Genomic DNA, 23,510 nt, shown 5'->3' with positions numbered 1-23,510 from the left:
TAGCGGTGCCCACCGACACCGAACGCCGCTGAGCCCGAACGCGTTTCGGCTCAGGCCGGAAGCCGGGCCGGATGCGCGGCCAGATGGGCGAGATGAGTGGTGAGCAACGCGTTCACCTGCTCGGTCCGCTCCAACTGGACGAGGTGGCCCGCGCCGCCTATCTCGGTCACCGCGCGCAGGTCGGTGACGTGCCCGCGCATGGTCGCCAGCGGATCGCGGCCGCTGAAACCTTCCATGTCGGGATCCCGGTCGCCGTACAGGAAATAAGCGGGCGCGGTGACTTTCGCGTCCGCGTAGTCGGCGGTGAGCTCCCAGTTGCGATCCAAGTTGCGGTACCAGTTCAGTCCGCCGGTGAATCCGGTGCGTTCGAAATCCCGTGTCAGCACGTCCAGCTCGTCCGCGCCGAGCCAGCGCCATGGCAGCGCGGGCGCCTCCGGCAGCACGTCGAGATAACCGGTGCCCTCCGCCGGGAAACGCCAGGTGTCCAGGTAGTGATAGTCGGCGCTCAGCGCGTAGTACACGCGGGCGAGGAACTCCCGGGGACGTGCGCCGAGTTCCTCGTCCGCCGGGCCGGGGGTCTGGAAGTAGTGCAGGTGCAGGAAGTGCCGGGCCGCCGCCTTGGCCCACAGCTGCGACGGAGCACGCGGCGGGCGTGGCGCGAACGGATTGTTCAGGACGATGATGCCGCGCACCCGCTCCGGCGCGCGTAACGCCAGTTCCCACACCAGCGCCGCGCCGAAGTCCAAGCCGACGAACACCGCCTGCTCGGCGCCGATGTCATCGAGCAGAGCGAGCAGATCACCGCAGACCGCGCGATTGGTGTACTCCTCCGGATCGGCCGGGACATCGGTCTGTCCGTAACCGCGCAGATCCGGCGCGATGGCGCGGTACCCGGCCGCCGCGATCGCGGGCAGCTGGCGGTGCCAGATGTACCAGGTGTGCGGGAAGCCGTGGCAGAAGACCACCGGTTGTCCCGTTCCCTGCTCGGCGAGGTGCATACGGACCCCGCCGGTCGTCACGAACCGATGCGTCAGCTCCACTCGGGCCTCCAAAGCCTAGAACACGTTATCGTTTCACGGTAATGTTCCGGTTTCGTGAGCGGAATACCCGAAAGGCTCGGAGGCAAGGTCGCGGTGGTCACCGGCGCCAGCCGCGGCATAGGCAAGGGCATCGCACTGGAGCTGGGCGCCGCGGGCGCCACGGTGTTCGTCACCGGCCGCTCGGCGGCGCAGGGACGGCTACCCGGCACCGTACACGCCACGGCCGCGGAAATCGATGCCGCAGGCGGGAGCGGCATCCCGTTCGTGTGCGACCACCGCGACGACGACGCGGTGGAGCGGCTGTTCGAGTTGATCCGCACCGAGCACGGCAGGCTGGACGTGCTGGTGAACAACGTCTACAACTCCCCCGCCGCGGCCCGCTGGCTGGGCAAGCCGTTCTGGGAGGTCCCGCCTGCGGCATGGGACGAGTCGTTCGACGTGGGCGTCCGATCCCATTACGTGGCAAGCTTTTTCGCCGCGCCGCTGTTGATCGAGTCGGGCGGGCTGATCGTCAATATCTCGTCGCCAGGCGCGCGCCGGTACATGCACAACGCGGTCTACGGCGTCGCGAAATCCGCCGTGGACCGGCTCACCGCCGACATGGCGCACAACCTCGCCGGTACCGAGGTCACCGTGGTCTCGCTCTGGCCCGGCATCGTGGACACCGAACTGCTGCAATTGGTTCCGGCCGGCACCGACGGCAGGCGGCTGGTCACGCTGCCCGGCGAGGGCACCTTCGATCTCGGCGACGCGCAGACACCGCGCTTCACCGGCCGCGCCGTCGTCGCGCTCGCCACCGACGCGGGGCGTCGCTCCCGCACCGGGTTGCCCTGGCCGGTAGCGGATCTCGCCGAGTACTACGGGTTCACCGACATCGACGGGCGCATTCATCGCGTCGACCGACCGTGATCAGAGCGCCCCGAGAAAGCGCTGCACCGAGCGTGGCGGGACCGGCCTGGCGCGCCACGCCACGTACACGTGCGAGGGCGGCGCGTCGGGGATGTCCAGATAGACCACGCCGGGGTGCGGCGCCCTGGTGCGCGCCAGATCCGGCACCACGCCGATACCGCGATCGGCCGCCACCAACTCGATCCATTCGTCGAAGTTCGTACAGGTGATGACGACGCGATCCGGGTCGACCGGCTGCCAGGACGCCGCGTCGGTGGTGCCCGAGACGGTGTTGACCACCAGCGGCCGATCGGCCAGTTCCGACCAGGACAGGCGCGGCGCACTCGCCAGCGGCGAGCGGGTGGCCACCGCGAGCACCCGCCGTTCGGTCGCGATGATCCGCGACGCCAGGTGACGCGGTAGCCGGGCCTCCTTGCGATAGATGGCGATATCGACCGTCCGCTCATCGAGCGCGGCGAGCGGATCGTCCACGCGCCGTAGGGTGATCCGGCCGCCCTGTTCCTCGTAACGACGACGGGTCGCGGCGAACCAAGCGTCCGGCAGCAACCAGGAGAATCCGACGTCCAGCGTGGCGCGCGAACGCAGTTCCGCGGCGACCCCGTCGACGTCGGCCAGGATGCGGCGGGTGTGGGCCAGCAATTCGGCGCCCTCCGCGGTGAGCGTGAACCGCCGGGACGTGCGCTCCACCAACCGGCAGTCGACCAAGCGCTCCAGTTGCTGGATCGTCCTGGTCAAGGCGGGCTGGCTCAGGTGCAGCCGGGTCGCGGCGCGAGTGTAGTTCGCCTCCTCGCACAATGCGAGGTAGGCCCGCAGATGCCGCAACTCGATATCCATGCGTCGAGCGTATACATCGTGCGTGGAAAGCATTTCCGGAGCGCCGCCCTGCGCTCTTACGGTCGAACCGTGACCACTGTTGCCCTCGCCGCACCCCAGCGCCGCGGCCGCGCTCCCGCGGTGGCCGCGGCATCCGGCCTGGCCGCCGCGATGGGGGTGGGGCGCTTCGTCTACACCCCCTTGCTACCGCTCATGGTCGACGCGCACCGCATCACCGCGCACGACGGCGCCTTGATCGCGACCGCGAACTACGCCGGTTATCTGCTCGGCGCGCTGCTGCTCACCTGGCGTCCGGCGCTGCACGACCGCAGGGTCTTCCTGGCGGCGGCAGCGCTGCTGATCGCGAGCGAGGCGCTGATGGCGGCGCCGGGGCCGATCCTGTTCCCCGCCGTGCTGCGCCTGGTCGCTGGCGTCGCCAGCGCGGTGATCTTCGTCGCTTGCGCCGGTTTCGCGAGCCGTCCCGGCAGCGGCAGGCAGTCGGCGGGAATAGTGTTCGGCGGCATCGGATTCGGCATCGCGTGGACCGGCCTGCTGGTGCTGGCGTTGCGGCCGGTGGTGTCCTGGCAGATGTTGTGGCTGGTCTCCGCGGCGCTCACCGCGGTCCTGCTGATGCCCGTGTGGCGCTTGGATCTTCGTCCCGGACAGCGCGTCCCACGCGGTGCGGCACGCGGCTCGCGCGTCTGGCGCGCCCTGCTCGTCGCCTACTTCCTCGAAGGCCTCGGGTACATCGTGATCGGAACCTTCGCGGTGGCGGCGGTCAGCGCGGAACGCGGGCCGATGGCCGGCTCGGCGATGTGGATCGTCGTCGGCGCGGCAGCCTCGGTCTCGACCGTGCTGTGGAGCGTGGCCGCCCGGCGCTGGTCTTCGGCGCTGCTGTTACCCGTCGCGTTGGCGGCGCAATGTGTATCGGCCGTGCTCCCGGCCGTGTCCGGCGCGCTCTGGGCCGCGGTGACGGCGGCGGCCGTGTTCGGCGGGACGTTCGTCGGCATCGTCATGCTCGCGATGCGGATCGGCGCCGAGTTGACCGATGGCGCCGCGGCGCCGCTGACGGCCGGTTACGGCGCGGGCCAGATCCTCGGCCCCGTGATGGTGGCCCCTGTGCTCGGGACGAGCTATTCCGCCGCGTTCGTCATCGCCGCGGTGGTGCTCGGCGCGGCGGCGCTGACGGCAGGAGCGGTGACCGCCGGGATCAGGCGAACTTGATCTCCAGGCCGATGCCGAGGATGGCGATCAGCCAGATGAGGCCGGTGAAGATGGTGACGCGGTCGAGGTTCTTCTCCACGACGGTGGACCCGGACAGGCTGGACTGCACGCCGCCGCCGAACAGGCTGGACAGACCTCCACCCTTGGCGCGGTGCAGCAGCACCAGCAGCACCAGCAGCACGCTGGTGATGATCAGGAGGATATCCAGGAACATCCGCATGCCGGACAGTGTATGCGGTCGATGCGACGGCACCGAATCAGGCACTCGGCGGGCGCTAGCGCCGGTCGACCGCGACCAGATGGGTGACCTGCTCCGCTTCGTCGGCGCGGAACTTCGCGACGGCCTCTTCCCGCAGCTGGTCCTGAGCGGTGAGCCGGACCTGGTGCTGGTGCATGTGCTCGGCCCAGGACCGCACGACGAACGCCTCGACATACCGGTCGATCACCCCGACGTCGCGATACAGGCGCCATTCCATCGCTCCGGTGCGTTGCCGGGACCGCCCGACGAAGGCCATGGCGGTGAGGAATTCCTCGACGCACCCCTCCGGGACGTCGTAACCGCGCAGGATCAGCACCGGGCCGTCGTCGGGATCGGGTTCGACCACCAGCTCGGGTTCCGGCCAGAACGCCGAAGGGGTGAGATCGAGCAACTCGGGATCGTTGCGGATGGGCAGCCACACCGTGCTCACCGCGCAGAACGCCAGCAGCCCGGCGGCCCACAGCAGCGCGGGCACCGAGCCGATCGCGCCTGCGACCACGCCCCAGACCAGCGAGCCGATCGCCTGCCCACCCATGAAGACCAGCAGATACACCGACAGCCCTCGGGCACGCACCCAGGACGGCAGCAGCAGCTGCATGGTCGAGTTCATGGTGGACATCGCCAGCAGCCAGGCCAGTCCCGCGAACACCAGCAGCAGCAGTACCACCGGCACGACGTGCAGCAGCGCGGTGCCCGCCGTGGCCAGTCCGAACAGGATCGCGGCGGTGGTCAACCGCTGTGTGGGGGTCAACCACGCGCGCAACCGTGACAGCGCCGCCGCGCCGAGGACCGCGCCGATGCCGAGGGCGCCGAGCATGAGGCCGTACCCGGACGACGACAGCCCGAGTTGATCCCGCGCGATCACCGGCAGCAGCGCCCACACCGCGCTGGCGGGTGCGATGAACAGGATCGAGCGCAACAGCACCCGGCGAATGGCGGGCGCCGCGCGGATGAACCGGGTGCCCGCCTGCAAGGCCGCCAGCGGACGCTCGGTGGGCAGGCGCCGATCGGTCGCGGGGCGGCGCCACACCGTCAGCACCGCGACGATGCCGACGAACGACACCGCGTTCAACCCGAACACCAGCGTCGGCCCGGACAGCGACACCAGCACACCGGCCAGCGCCGGACCCACCGCCCTTCCGATATTGATGTTCATGCTGCCCAGCGCCGACGCCGCCGGGATCTGCTCGCGCGGGACCAGTTCCGGCTGGATCGCCTGCCAGGCCGGTGCGGTCAGCGCCTGACCGCAACCGAGCAGGAACAGCAAGGTGAGCAGCACCGCCGGCGTGGTGTGCCCGGTCGCGGTCGAGACCGCGAGGACCATGGCCAGCACCGCCATCGCGGATTGCGCGCCGAGCAGCAGCCTGCGCCGATCCAGCAGGTCGGCGATCACGCCGGACGGAATGGCCAGCAGCATCACCGGAAGCGTGATCGCGGTCTGCACGAACGACACCAGCGCCGCCGCATTGGGCCGGTCGACCATGATCCACTGCGCGCCGACGGTCTGCATCCAGGTGCCCAGGTTCGACACCAATTGCGCCACCCACAGCGCCCGGTAGATCGGAGAACGCAGCGGCGCCCACGTGGAAATCGGGAGCGTCGCGGCGGTCGTCACTCGCCGAAGCTTAGTCGTGGGACAGACACCGCCCCGACGCCGCATCCGGCGCCTGTGCCGCCGGTCGTGCCTGGGTCGCCGCGAGCAGCACCGCGGCGATCAGCAAGGCGGCGCCCGCCAGTCCCGACGCGGTGAGGCGTTCGCCCAGGACCACCGCCGCCAGCACCGCCCCCGTCAGCGGCTCGAGCAGGGCGAGCACCGCGGCGATCCCTGGACCGGCCGCCGCCAGCCCGCGGAAGTACAGGGTGTAGGCCACCGCGGTCGGCGCCAGCCCGAGCAAGAGCACCAGCGCGACGCTGCGAGGCGTCAGGTCGAACGCCACACCGCTGGTAGCCGCGAGCGGAGCCAGCAACAGCGCGCCTCCGGTGAACCCGAGGCCCGTGGTGGTCATCGCGTCGAGCCCCGGTACCGGCGCCGCGTTGATCACGGTGACCGTCGCGAACGCCGCCGCGGCCGTCGAGGCGAGCGCCGCACCCGCCAGCAACCCGCCCGCGCCCGCGTGGCCGGTCGGCACGCCGACCAGCAGAGCCAGTCCGCAGAGGGCGATGCCGATGGTCGCCGCCCTGCGCCGGTCCACCGCACGCCTTCCGGTGCAGTGCTCGAGCACGGCGACGACCATCGGCGACATGCCGATCGTGAGCAATGTGGCGAGGCTCACCGACGACGCCGTCACGGCGCCGAAATAGGCGCCCTGGAAAATCGCAGCGAGTCCGGCCACCGCACCGATCCGCCGCCACGCCAGGGGATCTCGCGGCCACGGCCGCCGCGTTCCGGCGAGCAGGACCACCAGCAGCAGCCCGCCGACGGCGAGGCGGCAGGTGGCGACCGCGACGGGCGACAGGCCGGTGGCCCGGTGCAACAGCGTGCCGAGTAAACCGCCGGTGCCCCAAAGGATTCCGGCGCCGACGAGGTGGACCAGCCCGGAACGGCCGGCCGAGGATACAGATGAGGACATGAAGGATCGCGCTCCTGCGACAAAAGGGATGGGGTCGCGGAAGCGAGGTGCACGGCGATGCCGAGAAGCGCGCGCTCACCGATCGGTGGCGCGCTGGATACCTACACCTCGCTCAGGAGGCGGGCGGCGGGGTGATGGGGAAGCATCGGTGCACGGCACAGATGCTAGTACGAGTACGAGGCGTGGGGGCGAGTCATCGACGCCGCGACCGTCGAAATCCGGGTGCGACGGCGCATCATCGGTAGCATCGCCGCATGGTGGCACACTTGGCGCGGCTGGGACCCGTCGTCCTGCTCGCCCTCTGGGCGATCACCGGGTGCGCGAGCGGCGAACCGAAGCGGGGCGCCGACGAACCGACCCCGGCGGGCCGCACCTTCCTCTCGACCGATGTCCAGGGCGCTCCGATTCCCGGGGGCGGTCCGCTGACGCTCGGTTTCACCGACAGCCGCATCGCCGCGGACGCGGGCTGCAACAAGTTCACCGGCGCGGTCGCCTTCGACGACCACGTCCTCCACGTGTCCGGCCTGGCCACCACCCTCATGGCCTGCGAGGACGATCGGCACGGCGCCGACGAGTGGCTCAGCGGGCTGCTGAATTCCGAGCCCAGCTGGCGGCTCGAGGACACCCGGCTCACGCTGCACAGCCCTGATCGCACCGTGACTCTGCTCGACAAGAAGATCGCCCGGCCGGACAAACCGGTCGAGGGCACGCAGTGGCTGGTCACCGCGCTCATCACCGACAACAGCCAGGTCCGCTCACGCGCTCTCGACGAGGCGCAGCCGACGCTCGTCATCGCCGAGGACAACGGCGTCTCCGGCAACGCCGGATGCAACCGCATGACCGGCAGCGCCGAGGTGTCCGGCACCCGGATCACCTTCCGGATCGCCACCACGAAGATGATGTGCTCGCCGGAGGTGATGGAGGTCGAGCAGGCCGTTCTGAAAGCTTTGGACGGCAAGACCACCGCCACGGTGGACGCCGACACGCTTACCGTGCGCAACGACAACGGCGCGGGACTGGTCCTGCACGCGCAGTGAACGTGCCCGCTACTTCTTCCGCGTGAGTACCACGCGATCGGCGACCCGCTCCGCCTCGCCGGGCGGCGCGAAGTAGATCTCCATCACCACCCGATCGGCCGACTCCGGCCGGATCACCGTGCGCATAGGGATGGTCTTGCCGACGAACTGCGGCCCGAGCACACCGGGGTCGGTGAATTCCCCGGCCATGACGATATCGGTGTCGCCGCCACTGTTCTTCGCGCCCTTGTAACTCATCGTCATCGGCGTGACGCTGTCGACGGTCGTCCACTCGTAGCGGTTATCAGTCGGTGCGAATCCGAGCAAACCGAGCCGATAGTACGGCTTGTCGCCGAAGACTCCCGTCGCTTCCTCCCGCAGGAAATTGCCGCCGGTCTCGGCGATCCATACCCACCGCGAGACTATCTCGCTTCGGATCGGGTTCTCCGCCGTGCCGCCCGCGATGTAGGTCGACTTCTCGCCCTTCCACTCCCCCACGAGCTGGTTCAGCCTGCGGTGCCCGGCGTCCTGCTGCTGCGGCTGCACCGCTGCCGGGGTGGCCTGCGTCGCGTCTCGGTGGGCGTGATCGTCATGCGAGGCGTCCCCGGAACAACCGGCGAGGGTGGCCAGCGCGACGAGCGCGACCGGGAGTGCGGCGTACAGCTTGCGTGATATCACGGAAATCCTTGTCCGACTGGCGAATCGAGCTGCGTTATCATCGCATGGCCGGATGGCGACCGCGGTTCACCGTTGGGAAACGCCGAACAGCCCGGCATCGCGGGAGCGGCGATACCGGGCTGTCGCGTGTAGCGCTGTATCAGGGCAGGGGGCCGCCCGCGGCGATGGCGGAGAGCGTGGCGAATTCGTCACCCTTGAGCGAAGCGCCGCCGACCAGCGCGCCGTCGATGTCGCTCTGCGCGACCAATTCTCCGACGTTCTTGGCGTTCACCGACCCGCCGTAGAGCACGCGGACGCCCGCCGCGACCTCCGGCGAGGCGAGCTTCTCGAGTTCCCCGCGGATCGCGCCGCAGACCTCTTGCGCGTCGGCGGGGGTGGCGACCTTGCCGGTGCCGATCGCCCACACCGGCTCGTAGGCGATGACGACCTTCGAGATCTCTTCCGCCGTCAGGCCTTTCAGCGAACCGCGCAGTTGCTCGAGGTTGTACTCGACGTGCGTGCCCGCCTCGCGGACGTTCAAGCCCTCGCCGATGCACACGATCGGGGTGATCCCGTGCTTCAGCGCCTGCTTGGCCTTGGCCAGCACCGTGGCGTCGTCCTCGTTGTGGTACTGCCGCCGTTCGGAGTGCCCGACCACGACGAAGGCGCACCCCAGCTTGGCGAGCATGCTCGCGCTGATCTCGCCCGTGTAGGCGCCCGACTCGTGCACCGAGACGTCCTGGCCACCGTAGGTGAGCAGGAGCTTGTCCCCTTCGACCAGCGTCTGCACGCTGCGAAGGTCGGTGAACGGCGGGATCACCGCCACGTCCACCTTGTCGAAGTACTTCTCCGGCAGGGCGAATGCGATCTTCTGCACCAGGGCGATGGCCTCGAGGTGATTGAGGTTCATCTTCCAGTTGCCCGCGATGAGCGGTTTGCGTGCCATGCTCAGCCCTCCAACACCGCGATACCGGGCAGTTCTTTGCCCTCCAGGTACTCCAGCGACGCGCCGCCACCGGTGGAGATGTGCGAGAAGCCGTCCTCGGGCAGGCCGAGCGCCCGCACGGCCGCGGCCGAGTCGCCGCCGCCGACCACGGTGAACGCGCCCTTGCCGGTGGCCGTCACGATCGCCTCGGCCACCCCGCGGGTGCCCGCGGCGAACTTCTCGAACTCGAACACGCCCATCGGCCCGTTCCAGAACACGGTCCGCGCCTCGGTCAGCAGCGCCGAGAAGCGGTCAACCGAATCCGGGCCGATGTCCAGGCCCAGCCAGCCGTCCGGGATCTCGTGCGCGGGCACGACCTTCGTCTCCGCGTCCGCGGCGAACTTGTCGGCCACCACGATGTCGCGTGGCAGGTGGATGACGTCGGCGTACTGCTCGAGCAGCCGCTTGCAGGTGTCGACCATCTCTTGCTGCAACAGCGAGGCGCCTACCGAAAGGCCCTGTGCGGCAAGGAAGGTAAAGCACATGCCGCCGCCGATCACCAGCGTGTCGACCTTCGGCGCGAGCGCTTCGATGACCGCCAGTTTGTCGGAGACCTTGGATCCGCCGAGCACGACCGCGTACGGCCGGTCCGGCGTCTCGGTCAGCTTGGCCAGTACCTCGACCTCGGCCGCGACCAGCTTGCCCGCGTAGTGCGGCAGCGACTGCGCGACGTCGTACACCGACGCCTGCTTGCGGTGCACCACACCGAACCCGTCGGAGACGAACGCGCCGTCGTCGCCGACCAGCTCGACCAGCGCCGCGGCCAGCTTGGCCCGGTCGGCGTCGTCCTTGCTGGTCTCGCGCGGGTCGAAGCGGATGTTCTCCAGCAGCAGCACGTCGCCGTCGGTGAGGCCCTCGGACCGCGCGAGCGCGTCCTGGCCCACCACGTCACCGGCGAGCTGCACGTTGCGGCCCAGCTCCTCGGCGAGCCTGGCGGCCACCGGCGCCAGCGAAAGCTTCGGGTCCGGTCCGCCCTTCGGCCTGCCGAGGTGCGCGGTCACGACGACTTTGGCGCCCGCTTCGGCGAGCGCCTTGATGGTCGGCGCCGAGGCGATGATGCGGCCCGGGTCGGTGATCTGTCCCTTGTCGTCGAGGGGCACGTTCAGATCGGAGCGCACCAGTACGCCCCGGCCCTCGACACCCTCGTCGAGCAGATCCGCGAGTGTCTTGACAGCCATGCGCGTCAGAGCGACTTGCCGACGAGGCCGATGAGATCGGCGAGACGGTTGGAGTAGCCCCACTCGTTGTCGTACCAGGACACAACCTTGACCTGGTTGTCGATCACCTTGGTGAGCGGCGCGTCGTAGATCGAGGAGGCCGGGTCGGTGACGATGTCGCTGGAGACGATCGGGTCGGTGTTGTACTTCAGGATGCCCTTCAGCGGGCCCTCGGCGGCGGCCTTGTAGGCGGCGTTGATCTCCTCGATCGAGGCCGACTTGCGCAGGGTGGCGGTCAGGTCGGTGACCGAGCCCGTCGGCACCGGGACGCGCAGCGCGTAGCCGTCCAGCTTGCCCTGCAGCTCGGGCAGCACCAGGCCGATGGCCTTGGCGGCGCCGGTGCCGGTGGGCACGATGTTCAGCGCGGCGGCGCGGGCGCGGCGCAGGTCGCTGTGCGGGCCGTCCTGCAGGTTCTGGTCCTGGGTGTAGGCGTGGATGGTGGTCATCAGGCCGTGCTCGATGCCGAACTCGTCGTTGAGCACCTTGGCCAGCGGGCCGAGGCAGTTGGTGGTGCACGAGGCGTTGGAGATGATGTTCTGGCTGCCGTCGTACTTGTCGTCGTTGACGCCCATGACGATGGTGATGTCCTCGCCCTTGGCCGGCGCGGAGATGATCACCTTCTTGGCGCCCGCGGCCAGGTGGCCCTTGGCCTTGGTGGCATCGGTGAAGATGCCGGTGGACTCGACGACCACGTCGACGCCCAGGTCACCCCAGGGCAGCGCGGCGGGGCCCTCCTTGATGGCCAGCGCCTTGATCCGCTGGTCGCCCACCACGATGGTGTCGTCGCCGTCGAGCGAGACGTCCTGGGGCAGACGGCCCAGGATCGAGTCGTACTTGAGCAGGGTCGCGAGGGTCGCGTTGTCGGTGAGGTCGTTGACCGCGACGATCTCGATGTCGGTGGTGCCGAGCGCCTTCTGCGCCTCCACCGCCCGGAAGAAGTTACGTCCGATACGACCGAAGCCGTTGATGCCTACACGGACAGTCACGTTATCGCTCCTCAACTTTCCAGCGGATCATTCCGATGTCCACTCACACTAACGTCCTGCCGTGACCTCTCCGACACGCACCTGGCTTTCGTGAGCGCGGGGATGCCTGGTCAGACGCCCGACCAGGACGAGTTCCGGCCGCCGGAAACGCCGCGATCCCCGCGCCGGGGGCGGCGTGGGGATCGCGGGAAACGTGAGCTCAGGCTTCGTCGAGCAGTTCGGCCGTGACGGCCGATTCGGTGTCCGGTACGCCCAGTTCCTTGGCCCGCCGGTCGGCCATCGACAGCAGCCGCCGGATGCGGCCCGCGACAGCGTCTTTCGTCATCGGCGGATCGGCGAGCTGGCCGAGTTCCTCCAGCGAGGCCTGCCGGTGCTGCACTCGCAACCGGCCTGCGGCGGCGAGATGATCGGGCACGTCGTCGCTGAGGATCTCCAGCGCGCGTTCCACCCGCGCCGCCGCGGCGACCGCGGCACGCGCCGAGCGGCGCAGATTGGCGTCGTCGAAGTTGGCCAGCCGATTCGCGGTCGCGCGCACCTCGCGGCGCAGCCTGCGCTCCTCCCACACCATCCTGGTGCCGTGCGCGCCCATCCTGGTCAGCAGCGCGCCGATCGCCTCACCGTCGCGCACCACCACGCGATCGGTGCCGCGTACCTCCCGCGCCTTGGCCGTGATGCCGAGCCGACGGGCCGCGCCGACCAGCGCCAGCGCCGCCTCGGGGCCGGGGCAGCTGACCTCGAGGGCCGAGGAACGTCCGGGCTCGGTGAGCGAGCCGTGGGCGAGAAACGCACCGCGCCAAGCGGCTTCGGCGTCGGCGATGCTGCCGCCGACCACCTGCGCGGGCAGGCCGCGCACCGGACGGCCGCGGACATCGAGCAGACCGGTCTGCCGGGCCAGCGCCTCGCCCTCCTTCGACACCCGCACCACGTACCGGGAGGTCTTGCGCAGTCCACCCGCGCCGAGCACGTGCACGTCGGAGCCATAGCCGTAGAGCTCGAAGATCTCCCGGCGCAGCCTGCGCGCGATGGACCCCATGTCCACCTCGGCCTCGACGATCACCCGGCCGCCGACGATGTGCAGGCCACCCGCGAAACGCAGCAGAGCGGACAGTTCCGCCTTGCGGGAACTCACCTGCGACACCGTGAGCCTGCTCAGCTCGTCTTTCACATCGGCTGTCATCGCCACGGGACGCGCTCCTTTCCACCCAACCCGGAACGCACATCCTGACCCATGTGCCGTCCCTCGACTCGAAGCCCTGCCATTTGCGGCCGAGGTTGCCGGATCAGTTGATCCAGTGCGGCGGCAAGCTTTCCGGGGTGATGCCGGTCCGTTCCCGCTTCGGCGACATCGGAGAAGGTTACTCGTGCCCGCAACTGTTCGGCAGCCCTGGCCACATGTTCCCGCTCGCGGCCCTCCGGCACGCAGCCGGAATCGACCAGCACCTCATCGACGACGAATTCCGGTGCGTGCTGGGACAATACATGCAAATGCCGCTCCGCGGAGAACCCCGCGGTCTCCCCCGGCTCCGCGGCGAGATTGAGCACCAGCACTTTCCGCGCCCTGGTGTACACCAGGGCCTCCCGTAGCTCGGGGACGAGGACGTGCGGAATCACGCTGGTGAACCACGATCCCGGGCCCAGCACCACGACATCGGCGTGTTCGATCGCCGAGGTCGCCTCCGGACCGGCCGGTGGATCGGACGGAATCAGCCGCACCCGCCGCACCTTACCCGGCGTGGTGGCGATGGCAACTTGGCCGCGAATGCACCGGCTCACCCGCGGATCGGCCTCCAGCCCGGATACATCCGCCTCGATGTCCAGCGCGATCGGCGACATGGGCAGCACCCGGCCGGTGATGCGCAACATGCGGGCGACTTCGTCCAGGGCGGCCACCGGATCGCCGAGCACCTCGGTGAGCCCGGCCAGGATCAGGTTGCCCACGGAGTGCCCGGCCAGCGCGCCGGTTCCGCCGAACCGATGCTGCACGGTCCGCGTCCAGACGCCGTCGGCGTCCGCGGCCAAAGCGGCCAGCGCCATCCGGAGATCGCCCGGCGGCAGCACCCCCAACTCGGCGCGTAGTCGCCCCGAGGAGCCGCCGTCGTCGGCGACGGTGACCACCGCGCAGATCTTCCTGGTCAGCCGCCGCACCGCGGTCAGTGTCGCGTACAGGCCGTGTCCGCCACCCAGCGCGACGATGCTGGGATTGGATTCCCAACCGGTCATTCTCGCCCCAGATCTCGATGCACGACCCGGACCACGTCGGCGGACTCCTCCGCGCCGCCGGTGACCTCGCTCATCAACTCGCCCAGTGCCTCGGCAATCGCGACGCTCCGGTGCTTGCCTCCGGTGCAGCCCACTGCGACCGTCATGTATCGCTTCCCCTCTTGGCGGTAACCGTTCGTGGTCAGCTCGACCAGGTGGTGGCAGGTACGCAGGTAATCCTCCGCACCGGGACGCGACAGCACGTACTCGCTGACCACCGTCTCCTGACCGGTATGTTCCCGCAACTCCGGTATCCAATGCGGATTGGGTAGAAAACGGACATCTAACACCATGTCGGCGTCCAGCGGAACTCCGTACTTGAAGCCGAACGACTGCACGGTGAGCTGCAACGCGGAGGGCGCGCCGCCGCCGTAGGCCTCCTCCATCTTGCGGTGCAGCTGATGGATGGACAGCTCGGTGGTGTCGATCACCAGGTCGGCGGCGGCCTTCACGGCGGACAGCCGCACCCGCTCGGCGGCGATGCCTGCCGACAGCGTGCCGTCCTTGCTCTCGCTCTGCAGCGGATGCCTCCGCCGCGCGAAACCGAAACGGCGGATCAGCACGTCATCGGATGCCTCGAGGAAGAGGACCCTGGTGCGCACGCCGAGCGTCCGCAACTGCTCGGTGACCACCGACAGATCACCGGTGAAGAACCGGCTGCGCACGTCCATGACCAGCGCGAGACGGCGGATCGGCGGCTTGGCGGAGGCACCCAGCTCCACCATCCGCCCGAACAGCTCTGGGGGCAGGTTGTCGGCCACGTACCAGCCGAGGTCCTCGAGCACACGGGCGGCGGTGCCTCGGCCCGCGCCAGAGAGCCCGGTCACGATCACGACCTCGACCTGCGGGTTCGCCCCGCCGACGGCGCTGGACGAGGCCACTCGTCCCGCGCTCGTCGGCGGGTTGCCCGCACTGCTGTTCGATTCGACGCGTGTCATGTCCTACCGGATCCGTCTCTGGGGTGCCTTCCGATCATCGCGCACCGGTTTCGGTATCTGCCGCAGACACAACGTACGCGAAACCGAAACTTCCGGTGCACTGTCGACTGACTATTCGGACTCGAGCGCCGCAAGGACCGCTTTCGCGGTCGCCAACCCGATGCCGGGCACCTCGGTGATCTCCTCGACCGTGGCCTGCTTCAGCTTGGCCACCGATCCGAAATGGGTGACCAGCGCGGTCCGGCGCGCCGTTCCGAGCCCCGGCACCGAGTCCAGGGCCGAAGCGGTCATCCGGCGGGAGCGTTTGCTGCGATGGAACGTGATGGCGAAGCGGTGCGCCTCGTCGCGGACCCGTTGCAGCAGATACAGCGCCTCGCTCGTGCGCGGCAGGATCACCGGGTCGCTCTCGCCGGGCACCCACACCTCCTCGAGCCGTTTGGCCAGGCCGACCACCGCGACATCGGTGATGCCCAGCTCGTCGAGCACCTCGGCCGCCGCGGCGACCTGGGGCGCGCCGCCGTCGACGACGAACAGGTTGGGCGGATAGGAGAACTTGCGCGGGCGTCCGGTGCTGGGATCGATGCCGGGACGGGAGGTGAGGTCCAGCGCGTCGTCGTCGCTTCCGGTCGCGGCGAGGTCCTCGTGCTCCATCATGTCGCGCTCGCGACGCAACTTGAGGAACCGGCGGCGGGTCACCTCGGCGATGCTGCCGACGTCGTCGGAGCGGCCTTCGCCCGCCGCCTCCCGGATCGTGTAGTGGCGGTACTCCGACTTGCGGGCCAGACCGTCCTCGAAGACCACGAGCGAGGCGACCACATCGGTCCCCTGCACGTGGCTGACGTCGACGCACTCGATGCGCAGCGGCGCGGTGTCCAGCTCGAGGGCGTCCTGGATCTCTTGCAGCGCTTGCGATCTCGACGTCAGATCGCCCGCTCGCTTCAGCTTGTGCTGGGCCAGCGCCTCCATCGCGTTGCGCTGCACGGTCTCGGCCAGCGCCTTCTTGTCCCCGCGCTGGGGCACGCGCAGCTTCACCGCCGAACCGCGCAGGTCCGACAACCACTGCTGGATCTGCTCGACGTCGGCGGGCAACTCGGGCACGAGTACTTCCCGGGGCACCACGGCGGCGGGCTGCTCGTCGGCCGCCTGCTCGGCCACCGCGACCTGCTCGCCGTAGAACTGGGTGAGGAACTGCTCGACCAGCGCGGCGAGTTCCCCGCCTACCTCCGGGACGTCGACCGCGTCGCCCGACTTGTCGACCACCCAGCCGCGCTGGCCGCGCACTCGGCCGTCGCGCACATGGAAGACCTGCACCGCCACTTCCAGTTCGTCGGTGGCGAAGGCGATGACGTCGGCGTCGGTGCCCGTGCCGAGCACCACCGCCTGCTTCTCCAGCGCGCGGCGCAGCGCCTGGACGTCGTCACGCAGCCGGGCGGCGGTCTCGAAGTCCAGGTCTTCGGCGGCCGCGTGCATGCGGCGCTCCAGCTCCCGGACCAAGCGATCGGTGCGGCCTGCGAGGAAGTCGCAGAAGTCGTCGACGATCGCGCGGTGTTCTTCGGCGCTCACCCGCCCGACGCACGGGGCCGAGCATTTGTCGATGTAGCCGAGCAGGCAGGGGCGCCCGATCTGACTATGCCGCCGGAAGACTCCGTTGGAGCAGGTGCGCGCGGGAAACACCCGCAGCAGCAGATCGAGCGTCTCGCGGATGGCCCAAGCGTGCGCGAAGGGGCCGAAATAGCGGACGCCTTTGCGGCGCGCGCCGCGGTAGACGAACAACCGCGGATATTCCTCGTTCAAGGTGACGGCGAGTACCGGGTAGGACTTGTCGTCGCGGTAGCGGACGTTGAAGCGCGGATCGAACTCCTTGATCCAGTTGTATTCCAGCTGCAGCGCCTCCACCTCGGTGGAGACGACCGTCCACTCGACGCTCGCGGCCGTGGTGACCATCTGCCTTGTGCGTGGATGCAGCCCGGCGACGTCGGCGAAATACGAGTTCAGCCTGCTGCGCAGGCTCTTGGCCTTGCCGACGTAGATGACCTGCCGATGGGCGTCCCGGAATTTGTAGACACCGGGTTCGACGGGGATCGTGCCCGGCGCGGGCCGGTACGTCGCTGGATCTGCCACCCATCCAGCGTATAGACCGGGACCGACAGCCCGGCCGACGGCGGCTCCCGGCTGCGGTCATGGCACGGGGACGCCGAACCAGCCCTTGGCTTCCGGACGGCACAGCAGGTGCACGACGGCCACCGAGGTAGCCACCGAGTACCCCGCGGCGACGACGCCGACGACGGGCGGGACGCTCGCGAGGTCCCTGATCGCCCAGCACCCGACGACCGCCTGCAGGAGCGCCAGCGCGATCGTCAGCTTGCGGACGGCCGGCGCGCCCTCGGCGAATCCGAGCACTAGCAGCCCCAGCGCCCACGCGACGCAGAACTGGGTGGATGCCGTGGCGGCCGCGTCGCCGCCGCGCGTCAGATTCATCAGCACGGGATAGGCGAGTCCGAATCCCGCCATCCCGGCGACGGCTTCCCGCACGTCCCGAACCGCCGCCGGCATGGCCGTTTCCACGCCGACGGAGGGCTCCTCACCGGAGAACGCCAAGCTCACAGCCGTACCCCCGTTGGTACCGAACCTTCCGGCGCACCTTCGAACACGCCGGAATCGCACCGTAACACGGTGATGTCCTGCACAACTCGGACTTCGGCAAATGAACCGGGCGGGATCCGCGCGGGTTACTCCACGAGACCGTGCCGCCGCAACGCGGCCAGCAGCGCGTCCGGGCGCTCGGTGGTGGGCAGGGCCTCGACCAGAGCGAAGCGGCTGCCCAGCGCCTCGGCGCCGCCGTCGGCCTCGGCGCTGTCGCCGATCATCAGCGCGGACTCGGCGGCCACACCCAGTTCGCCCAAGGCGGAACGGAAGATCTCCGGATCGGGCTTCATGACACCGACCTCGTAGGAGAGGGTGAACGCGCCGACCAGCCGATCCCAGCCGCGCGCCGCGAACGACGGACGGATGTCGAACGGGATATTGCTCACCACCGCGACCGGAACACCCTGCGCCGCAAGCAGATCGAGGACGGCTTCGCTGTCGGGGTACGGCGTCCACTCCAGCGGGTCCAGCAGCCGGGCGTACAGTCGTTCGGCGTCCTCGTCGGTGGGCACTCCCGATGTGCGCAGCACCTTCATCATCACCTTGCGATGCAGCGCGGGGTCCAGGTCGCGGTGGTCCCAGGCGTACTGCGTCTCGTCGTCGAATTCGATGACGTGGTGGACCGGCGCCGTCATCCGCCGCATGATCTCGGCCTTCTCGTCCACGTCGAACGCCTGCCCGTCCGGCCGCGTCAGGTCCGCGTACCAGGATTCGTCGGCCTCCAGGCGGAACAAGGTCCCGGAGAAGTCGAACAGCACCGCCTCGATCGCCACTCGGCCCAGCCTACCGGCCGAGCATGGCGCACCGCCGGTGCACGCGGCGACCACCCATACCGTCTCGACCTCGACACACGCTGCGGCCAGGGGGATTTCGCCGGTGGGAAGGAAACCGGCGCGGCTGTCGGTACCGAGCGTTAGAGTCCCGGCATGGGGCGCAAGCGAGGAACTTGGGTCGCCGCGGCGGCGGCGTTCGCACTAACCGTCGGCATGGCCACCGCCTGCTCGTCCGGCGAAAGCCAGGCGGGCGGCGTCTGCGAGACGGTGCCGAACGGCACACCGGTGTCGGCCACCGCGGCGGGGCCCGCGGGCAGCGGCACCAAGGATCTCAGCACCAACCCGGAGATAGCGACCGGCTATCGCGCGAACATGACGCCGGTGCGTACACATACCTTCGCGGTGTCCACGGCGAACCCGCTGTCGACGAAAGCCGCGTGTGAGGTGCTGCGCGACGGTGGCACCGCGGCCGACGCGCTGATCGCGGCGCAGACGGTGCTCGGCCTGGTCGAGCCGCAGGCGTCCGGCATCGGCGGCGGTGCGTTCCTGGTCTACTACGACGCGAATACCAAGTCCGTGGACGCCTACGACGGCCGCGAGGTGGCGCCCGCCGCGGCCACCGAGAACTATCTGCGCTGGATCAGCGACATCGATCGCACCGAACCCAAGCCGAACACGCGGGCCAGCGGCCGCTCCATCGGCGTGCCCGGCGTACTTCGGATGCTCGAACTGGCGCACCACGACCACGGCAAGACCGCGTGGCGCGACCTGTTCGACCCCGCCATCGGACTGGCAGATCAGGGCTTCCCGATCAGTCCCCGCCTCGCGGGACAGATCGCGGAGTCGGCCAAGGACCTGGCCGCGGACGAAGACGCCAAGGCGTATTTCCTCAACCCGGACGGTAGCCCGAAGGCCGCCGACACCGTCCTGACCAACCCCGCCATGGCCAAGACGCTCGGCGCCGTCGCCACCGAGGGCGCGCAGGCCTTCTACACCGGCGCCATCGCCCAGGACATCGTCGCGGCCGCGGGCCGGGCCTCCGGCGGGCGCACTCCCGGCCTGATCGCCACCCAGGACTTGGCCGGTTACCAGGCGAAGAAGCGCACCGCGCTGTGCACGAGCTACCGCGAGCACGAACTCTGCGGCATGCCGAGTCCCTCGTCGGGCGGCATCACCGTCGCCGCGACCTTGGGCATCCTGGAGAACTTCGACCTGGCCGCCCTGCGTCCGGACAGCATCGACCGCAACGGCGGCAAGCCCAACGCCCAGGCCGTGCACTTGATCACGGAGGCCGAACGCCTCGCCTACGCCGATCGCAACAAGTACGTGGCCGACACGGATTTCGTGCCGCTGCCGGGCAATTCGGCGCAAACCTTGCTGAATCGCGACTATCTGCGACAGCGTGCCGGGCTGATCGATCCGAACCGCAGCATGGGCACCGCGCAGCCGGGTGACTTCGGCCCCGTGCCGCTCGGCGTCGGCCCGCAACCGCCCGAGCACGGCACCAGCCACATCTCGGTGGTCGACAAGTACGGCAACGCCGCGGCGATGACCACCACCGTGGAGTCGGCGTTCGGTTCGTTCCACCTGGTCGACGGCTTCGTGCTGAACAATCAGCTCACCGACTTCAACGCCGACCCGCTCGGCGCCGACGGCGTGCCGATGGCCAACCGGGTCCAGCCGGGCAAGCGCCCGCGCAGCTCCATGAGCCCGACGCTGATCTTCGGCAAGGCGCCCGACGGCTCGCGCGGCGAACTCACGCATGTCGCGGGCTCGCCCGGCGGTTCGGTGATCATCCAGTTCGTGGTGAAAACGCTGGTCAACATGTTCGACTGGGGCCTGGATCCGCAGCAGGCGGTCTCCGCGGTCGCGTTCGGCGCTGGCAACAGTCCGTCCACCGGTATCGGCGGTGAGCATCCGGCGATCAACGCCACCGACAACGGCGACCACGACCCGCTGGTGCTGCGGTTGCGCCAACTGGGCCATCAGGTCTCGGTGGCGCCCCAGTCCAGCGGCCTCAGCGCCCTGAAACGCAACGGCTCCGACGGCTGGATCGGCGGCGCGGATCCGCGACGAGAAGGCGCGGTCCTCGGCGATACGCATTGATCGAACCAGCGGGCTCGGTCGCGACCGCCCGTCCGCGTCCCGGCTGTGGCACATCGAGTGATCGGCGTGCCCGCCAGGGCGCACTGCGGCTATTTACTCCGGACCATGGGATACACGATCGGACCTCGGCCGATCGGCAGCTCACCTTGCCGCACGAAACCGAATCGCTCGTAGAAGGGCACCGTGCCGCTGGTGTTCGAGATGAGGAAACAGTCCTCCTCGGCCGCCGCCAACCGACGCTCGAGCAGCGCGCTCGCCAGTCCCCGGCCCTGTGCGCGGGGCAACGTCCCGATGGCGGCCAGATACAGATGCGGTGCCGCCGGTCGCGCATGCTCCATGTGCCGCCCGGCGGCCAGCGCCCGAGCGGTGCTCGACCCCAAGGCGCGCAGTAAGGTCAACGGCTTCGCCGTCGGTGACACCACGTGCGCCGGTTCCCACAGCGCCACACAGGCGAGGTTGCCCTCCGCGTCGTGCGCGAGGTCGACCAGACCGTTCTCCCGGCGCGACGCGATGCGCGAATCCCAGAACGGCGGCAACGCTTTCCGCCGCCGTGACGCTCCCGGCCAGAAGTAGGTCATCAGTGGATCGTCGGCGAAAGCCGCCGCGAGGACGAACGCACCTGGCTCCATGGCGGCGAGGTTAGATCAGCACGCGGGGCCGCGCGAGCCGGATGGCCGCACACCGCACCCGATCACTTCCTCCCGGAATATTTCGCGCCCAGTTCCCGCAACCGGGCCATCGCCCGCGCCGCGTGCTCCTTGTCGTTCGAGCGGATCGCCAGCAGCGGGACGTAGTCGTCGTCGACCAACTCCAGGCGCGCCCAGGACTTCCGATCCGGGAACGACACGCCTCGGATATAGTCCCAGGGAAAATCTTTGTCGCCCAGAATATTTCGCACCGACACGCCCCGCGCGCCGACCCGCACCCGTGGCCTGGTCAGTAACAGCACGGCCGCGGCGCCGAGCACACCGATCCCGATCATCGCGAGCTGATCGGCCACCCGGAAGTTGACGCCGGTGGACCCGGTGCGCAGCCAGATACCACCCACGGTGAACGCGGCCGCCACCAGCACCGCCGCGATCCAGGCCGTCCGCACCGCGCGCCGGGGCCGCACCTCGAAATCCCACTCCGACGTGTCGTCGGCCGGGCCCACGTTCCTGCGAAAGATGCGAACGACCGGCATCGCTACGCGGACTGTCGCAGAGCGCGCAGTGTCAGCGCGGCGTCCAGCGCCGCGGCGGCCGCCTGCTCGCCCTTGTTCTCTTGGGACTCCGGCAGCCCGGCCCGATCCAGGGCCTGCCGCTCGTTGTTGGTGGTGAGCACTCCGTTCGCGACCGGCGTGCCCTCGTCCAGCGAAACGCGGGTGAGCCCCGCGGTCACCGCGTCGCAGACGTACTCGAAATGCGGGGTGTCACCGCGGATCACCACACCGAGCGCCACCACCGCGTCATGCGACTTGGCCAGCTCCTGGGCCACCACGGGCAGCTCCATCGCACCCGCGCAGCGCACCACCGTGATCTGCTGGACGCCCGCGTCCTTGGCCACCCGCTCTGCGTTCGCCAGCAAGGTGTCGCAGATCTGGGTGTGCCAGCGCGAGGCGACGATGCCCAAGGAGAGGTCCTTGGCGTCCGCCAGCGCGAAAGTCGGTACCCCGGTACCGCTCATCGATGTCCGCCTTTCGGAGTCTGTTCGCAGTTCAGTGGGCGGTCTCGCCGAGATCCAGCTCGTCGAGGCCGATCAGGTCGTGACCCATTCGGTCCCGCTTGGTGCGCAGGTAGCGCAGGTTCTCCGCGTTCGCGCGCAACGGCATCGGCACCCGCTCGGTGATCCGCAGGCCGTAGCCGTCCAAGCCGACCCGCTTGGCCGGATTGTTGGTGAGCAATCGCATCGACCGGATGCCCAGATCCACCAGGATCTGCGCGCCGGTGCCGTAATCGCGGGCATCCGCGGGCAGGCCGAGTTCGAGATTCGCGTCGACCGTGTCGTGGCCGGAGTCCTGCAGCTGGTAGGCCTGCAACTTGTGCATCAGGCCGATGCCGCGGCCTTCGTGACCGCGCATGTACAGCACGACACCGCGCCCCTCGGCCGCCACCATCTCCAACGCGGCATCCAGCTGCGGACCGCAGTCGCAGCGCAACGATCCGAACACGTCACCGGTCAGGCACTCCGAGTGCACGCGGACCAGGATGTCGTCGCCGTCGGTGATGTCGCCACGCACCAGCGCGACGTGCTCGACCTCGTCGTAGATGCTCTGATAGCCGACGGCCATGAACTCGCCGTGCGCGGTGGGGATGCGCGCCTCGGCCACGCGCACCACATGCTTCTCGTGCCTGCGCCGCCACGCGATCATGTCCGCGATCGAGATCAGCGCGAGCTCGTGCTCGTCGGCGAAGACGCGCAACTCCTCGGTCCGGGCCATGTGGCCCTCGTCCTTCTGGCTGACGATCTCGCAGATCACGCCCGCCGGACGCAAGCCGGCCATGCGTGCCAGATCCACCGCGGCCTCGGTGTGACCCGGCCTGCGCAGCACACCACCATCCTTGGCGCGCAACGGCACCACATGGCCGGGCCTGGTGAAATCGTCGGCCTTCGCGTCGGCGTCGGCCAGCAACCGCATCGTGGTGGCGCGGTCGGCGCCGGAGATACCGGTCGTGACACCCTCGCGCGCGTCCACCGAGACGGTGTAGGCGGTGCCGTGCTTGTCCTGGTTCATCGCGTACATCGGCGGCAGGCCGAGCCGTTCGCAGTCGTCGCCGGTGAGCGGCACGCAGATGTAACCGGACGTGTAGCGGATCATGAAGGCGACCAGTTCCGGGGTGGCCTTCTCCGCCGCGAAGATGAGGTCGCCCTCGTTCTCGCGGTCCTCGTCGTCGACGACGACGACCGCCTTACCGGCGGCGATATCGGCGACTGCGCGCTCGATGCTGTCGAACCTGGTCACGTCTGCTGTGCTCCATCTCGAAATAGGTGCCTCACCACAGTACTGTGCTGGATTTGCCGCGACTGCGTCGCGGCGTGTTCGCGGCCCCCTTGTGGCTCGCGTCCGAGCGACCGCCTCTGGCGACTTCGTCGCGGACGCGGCGGCCGCTCGGACGCGAGCCGGGCCGCGAAC

At 69.4% G+C, this 23,510-nt stretch carries 23 protein-coding genes; 4 read left to right on the top strand and 19 right to left on the bottom strand.

The genetic code is table 11. From position 1 onward, the window contains the following. Positions 1-50: 50 nt before the first annotated feature. Positions 51-998, bottom strand: coding sequence for an alpha/beta fold hydrolase (locus ACWESM_RS07680; protein ID WP_452491438.1), 948 nt, complete (start codon positions 996-998; stop codon positions 51-53). A 96-nt stretch (positions 999-1,094) separates the two neighbouring features. Here ACWESM_RS07680 and ACWESM_RS07675 point away from each other — a divergent pair, with 96 nt between their 5' ends. Beyond that, positions 1,095-1,949: an SDR family NAD(P)-dependent oxidoreductase gene (locus tag ACWESM_RS07675; RefSeq protein WP_452491143.1), complete on the top strand. Its 855-nt coding sequence runs from the start codon at positions 1,095-1,097 to the stop codon at positions 1,947-1,949. Here ACWESM_RS07675 and ACWESM_RS07670 read toward each other — a convergent pair whose 3' ends face one another. Further along, the gene (locus ACWESM_RS07670) at positions 1,950-2,783 is read right to left on the bottom strand and encodes a LysR family transcriptional regulator (protein ID WP_452491142.1); all 834 of its coding nucleotides are present in this window, start codon (positions 2,781-2,783) and stop codon (positions 1,950-1,952) included. It lies immediately after the preceding gene. A gap of 69 nt (positions 2,784-2,852) precedes the next feature. On the opposite strand from ACWESM_RS07670, the gene ACWESM_RS07665 reads away from it, so the two are divergent. Next, positions 2,853-3,986 (top strand): YbfB/YjiJ family MFS transporter, encoded by a 1,134-nt coding sequence (locus ACWESM_RS07665; protein WP_452491141.1) that lies wholly within the window; start codon positions 2,853-2,855, stop codon positions 3,984-3,986. Here the strand turns inward: ACWESM_RS07665 and secG are convergent. From secG to ACWESM_RS07650, 3 genes are read right to left on the bottom strand one after another with little or no spacing between them, the layout of a single operon-like run. Next, positions 3,973-4,206, bottom strand: a complete 234-nt coding sequence (secG, locus tag ACWESM_RS07660; protein WP_014351691.1) for a preprotein translocase subunit SecG — start codon at positions 4,204-4,206, stop codon at positions 3,973-3,975. The two genes, ACWESM_RS07665 and secG, sit on opposite strands and share 14 nt — an antisense overlap. A 55-nt stretch (positions 4,207-4,261) precedes the next feature. Next, entirely contained in the window at positions 4,262-5,860 is a 1,599-nt protein-coding gene (locus ACWESM_RS07655; RefSeq protein ID WP_452491140.1) for an MFS transporter, read from the bottom strand. A 10-nt stretch (positions 5,861-5,870) separates the two neighbouring features. After that, a complete protein-coding gene (locus ACWESM_RS07650; protein WP_397275786.1) occupies positions 5,871-6,815 on the bottom strand; it encodes an EamA family transporter in 945 nt (314 codons plus the stop codon). 254 nt (positions 6,816-7,069) lie between these two features. On the opposite strand from ACWESM_RS07650, the gene ACWESM_RS07645 reads away from it, so the two are divergent. Beyond that, a complete protein-coding gene (locus tag ACWESM_RS07645; protein WP_452491139.1) occupies positions 7,070-7,852 on the top strand; it encodes an META domain-containing protein in 783 nt (260 codons plus the stop codon). A gap of 9 nt (positions 7,853-7,861) precedes the next feature. Here the strand turns inward: ACWESM_RS07645 and ACWESM_RS07640 are convergent, their stop codons facing one another. From ACWESM_RS07640 to ACWESM_RS07595, 10 genes are all read right to left on the bottom strand, one after another. Continuing rightward, positions 7,862-8,509 (bottom strand): DUF1579 family protein, encoded by a 648-nt coding sequence (locus ACWESM_RS07640; protein ID WP_452491138.1) that lies wholly within the window; start codon positions 8,507-8,509, stop codon positions 7,862-7,864. Between the two features lie 139 nt (positions 8,510-8,648). Beyond that, the gene (gene tpiA, locus ACWESM_RS07635) at positions 8,649-9,434 is read right to left on the bottom strand and encodes a triose-phosphate isomerase (protein ID WP_355070754.1); all 786 of its coding nucleotides are present in this window, start codon (positions 9,432-9,434) and stop codon (positions 8,649-8,651) included. Positions 9,435-9,436: 2 nt separating this feature from the next. After that, positions 9,437-10,651 carry a phosphoglycerate kinase gene (locus tag ACWESM_RS07630; protein WP_364431323.1) on the bottom strand — a complete coding sequence of 405 codons (1,215 nt, stop codon included), beginning with the start codon at positions 10,649-10,651 and terminating at the stop codon, positions 9,437-9,439. A gap of 5 nt (positions 10,652-10,656) precedes the next feature. Continuing rightward, positions 10,657-11,676, bottom strand: coding sequence for a type I glyceraldehyde-3-phosphate dehydrogenase (gene gap / locus ACWESM_RS07625; RefSeq protein ID WP_040867484.1), 1,020 nt, complete (start codon positions 11,674-11,676; stop codon positions 10,657-10,659). Positions 11,677-11,875: 199 nt separating this feature from the next. Next, a complete protein-coding gene (gene whiA, locus ACWESM_RS07620) occupies positions 11,876-12,859 on the bottom strand; it encodes a DNA-binding protein WhiA (RefSeq protein WP_043693711.1) in 984 nt (327 codons plus the stop codon). After that, positions 12,850-13,896, bottom strand: coding sequence for a gluconeogenesis factor YvcK family protein (locus tag ACWESM_RS07615; protein WP_355070747.1), 1,047 nt, complete (start codon positions 13,894-13,896; stop codon positions 12,850-12,852). The genes whiA and ACWESM_RS07615 overlap by 10 nt, the downstream gene beginning before the upstream one ends. After that, a complete protein-coding gene (rapZ, locus tag ACWESM_RS07610) occupies positions 13,893-14,873 on the bottom strand; it encodes an RNase adapter RapZ (RefSeq protein ID WP_355070745.1) in 981 nt (326 codons plus the stop codon). Before rapZ ends, ACWESM_RS07615 begins: the two co-directional genes overlap by 4 nt. A gap of 111 nt (positions 14,874-14,984) precedes the next feature. Further along, entirely contained in the window at positions 14,985-16,994 is a 2,010-nt protein-coding gene (gene uvrC, locus ACWESM_RS07605) for an excinuclease ABC subunit UvrC (protein ID WP_452491137.1), read from the bottom strand. A 57-nt stretch (positions 16,995-17,051) separates the two neighbouring features. Further along, the gene (locus tag ACWESM_RS07600; RefSeq protein ID WP_355070741.1) at positions 17,052-17,477 is read right to left on the bottom strand and encodes a hypothetical protein; all 426 of its coding nucleotides are present in this window, start codon (positions 17,475-17,477) and stop codon (positions 17,052-17,054) included. A 125-nt stretch (positions 17,478-17,602) separates the two neighbouring features. Next, on the bottom strand, positions 17,603-18,292 hold the full coding sequence (locus ACWESM_RS07595; RefSeq protein ID WP_355070739.1) for an HAD family hydrolase: 690 nt from the start codon (positions 18,290-18,292) through the stop codon (positions 17,603-17,605). 153 nt (positions 18,293-18,445) lie between these two features. Between ACWESM_RS07595 and ACWESM_RS07590 the strand changes: the two genes are divergently transcribed. Beyond that, positions 18,446-20,398, top strand: coding sequence for a gamma-glutamyltransferase family protein (locus tag ACWESM_RS07590; RefSeq protein ID WP_379251905.1), 1,953 nt, complete (start codon positions 18,446-18,448; stop codon positions 20,396-20,398). Positions 20,399-20,487: 89 nt separating this feature from the next. Here ACWESM_RS07590 and ACWESM_RS07585 read toward each other — a convergent pair whose 3' ends face one another. The 4 genes from ACWESM_RS07585 to ACWESM_RS07570 form a co-directional block, all read right to left on the bottom strand. Further along, entirely contained in the window at positions 20,488-21,027 is a 540-nt protein-coding gene (locus ACWESM_RS07585) for a GNAT family N-acetyltransferase (RefSeq protein ID WP_364431335.1), read from the bottom strand. A 62-nt stretch (positions 21,028-21,089) separates the two neighbouring features. Further along, positions 21,090-21,581, bottom strand: coding sequence for a PH domain-containing protein (locus ACWESM_RS07580; RefSeq protein WP_379251907.1), 492 nt, complete (start codon positions 21,579-21,581; stop codon positions 21,090-21,092). A 2-nt stretch (positions 21,582-21,583) separates the two neighbouring features. After that, positions 21,584-22,063, bottom strand: a complete 480-nt coding sequence (gene ribH / locus ACWESM_RS07575; RefSeq protein WP_355070733.1) for a 6,7-dimethyl-8-ribityllumazine synthase — start codon at positions 22,061-22,063, stop codon at positions 21,584-21,586. Positions 22,064-22,094: 31 nt separating this feature from the next. Then, on the bottom strand, positions 22,095-23,339 hold the full coding sequence (locus tag ACWESM_RS07570) for a bifunctional 3,4-dihydroxy-2-butanone-4-phosphate synthase/GTP cyclohydrolase II (RefSeq protein ID WP_452491136.1): 1,245 nt from the start codon (positions 23,337-23,339) through the stop codon (positions 22,095-22,097). Between the last annotated feature and the right edge of the window lie 171 nt (positions 23,340-23,510).

The sequence above is a fragment of the Nocardia sp. NPDC003999 genome (assembly GCF_053604885.1).
The sequence above is the reverse complement of the archived record's forward strand: the minus strand, read 5'-3'. Positions and strand labels throughout refer to the sequence as shown.

Coding starts and splice junctions, on each gene's coding strand:
- ACWESM_RS07645 (WP_452491139.1), top strand. CDS start 7,070: ATGGTGGCACACTTGGCGCGGCTGGGACCCGTCGTCCTGCTCGCCCTC.
- tpiA (WP_355070754.1), bottom strand. CDS start 9,434: ATGGCACGCAAACCGCTCATCGCGGGCAACTGGAAGATGAACCTCAAT.
- ribH (WP_355070733.1), bottom strand. CDS start 22,063: ATGAGCGGTACCGGGGTACCGACTTTCGCGCTGGCGGACGCCAAGGAC.
- ACWESM_RS07585 (WP_364431335.1), bottom strand. CDS start 21,027: ATGGAGCCAGGTGCGTTCGTCCTCGCGGCGGCTTTCGCCGACGATCCA.
- ACWESM_RS07590 (WP_379251905.1), top strand. CDS start 18,446: ATGGGGCGCAAGCGAGGAACTTGGGTCGCCGCGGCGGCGGCGTTCGCA.
- ACWESM_RS07580 (WP_379251907.1), bottom strand. CDS start 21,581: ATGCCGGTCGTTCGCATCTTTCGCAGGAACGTGGGCCCGGCCGACGAC.
- secG (WP_014351691.1), bottom strand. CDS start 4,206: ATGCGGATGTTCCTGGATATCCTCCTGATCATCACCAGCGTGCTGCTG.
- ACWESM_RS07650 (WP_397275786.1), bottom strand. CDS start 6,815: ATGTCCTCATCTGTATCCTCGGCCGGCCGTTCCGGGCTGGTCCACCTC.
- rapZ (WP_355070745.1), bottom strand. CDS start 14,873: ATGACACGCGTCGAATCGAACAGCAGTGCGGGCAACCCGCCGACGAGC.
- ACWESM_RS07615 (WP_355070747.1), bottom strand. CDS start 13,896: ATGACCGGTTGGGAATCCAATCCCAGCATCGTCGCGCTGGGTGGCGGA.
- ACWESM_RS07670 (WP_452491142.1), bottom strand. CDS start 2,783: ATGGATATCGAGTTGCGGCATCTGCGGGCCTACCTCGCATTGTGCGAG.
- ACWESM_RS07630 (WP_364431323.1), bottom strand. CDS start 10,651: ATGGCTGTCAAGACACTCGCGGATCTGCTCGACGAGGGTGTCGAGGGC.
- ACWESM_RS07680 (WP_452491438.1), bottom strand. CDS start 998: ATGCACCTCGCCGAGCAGGGAACGGGACAACCGGTGGTCTTCTGCCAC.